1 pseudogene is annotated in these 809 nt (G+C 45.2%); it reads left to right on the top strand.

Annotated elements, in window-relative coordinates:
• A pseudogene (locus tag E0709_RS12115) lies at window positions 1-809 on the top strand (hypothetical protein); the annotation flags it as partial.

The following is an 809-nucleotide window of genomic DNA, read 5'->3' as shown; positions in this document are numbered from 1 at the left end:
ATAATGGCTTAACCATTGTGGGCGGACCAAGTGTTACTAAAAACGGTATTGATGCGGCAAATACGAAAGTCACCGGCGTGGCGGCGGGGGATATTTCCGCCACCAGTACAGATGCGATTAACGGCAGTCAGATTTATCAGATTGAACAAAATGTGACGGCGGCTAAAACAGAAGTCGGCGCGGGTAAGAACATTAGTGTAAGCAGTACAACCGGAGCAAATGGTCAAACGGTTTATACTGTTGCCACGACACCAGAAGTGGACTTTGATAAACTCACCGTTGGCAATGTGACGATTAGTAAAGACAACGGTATTAGCGCGGGTAACGCAAAAATTACCCAAGTCGCTGCTGGTAAACTTTCTGAAAGTAGCAAAGATGCGGTAAATGGTAGCCAGTTATATCAAACCAACCAAAATGTCACCAATCTGAGCAATGAAGTGGCTAAAGGTTGGGATGTAACAACGGGTGTCGTTGAAGGTTCAACCGGTAACGTAACTGGAAGTGCGACGGCTAATGTAGCGATGGGTGATACGGTAAGTGTGAAAGCAGGAAATAACATTGCGATTACACAAGAGGGTAAAAATATTGCCATTGCGACTTCATTGACGCCAACGTTTGAAACAGTGACGACTGAAACTGTGACGGTAGGTAAAGGTAGTAATACAGCAACAATAGGTACAATCGAAGATTCTCATGGTAAAGCAATTAATATTGCGGGTTCTGATGGTTCTTCCCCAACTCGAATTACCAATGTAGCGGCTGGTCAGGCAGATACGGATGCGGTGAATGTGGGTCAAGTGCGTAATGTG

The organism is Lonepinella koalarum (assembly GCF_004565475.1).
Classification (GTDB): Bacteria; Pseudomonadota; Gammaproteobacteria; order Enterobacterales; family Pasteurellaceae; genus Lonepinella; species Lonepinella koalarum.
Note: the sequence above shows the minus strand (reverse complement) of the source record. Positions and strands in the feature narration are given on the sequence as shown.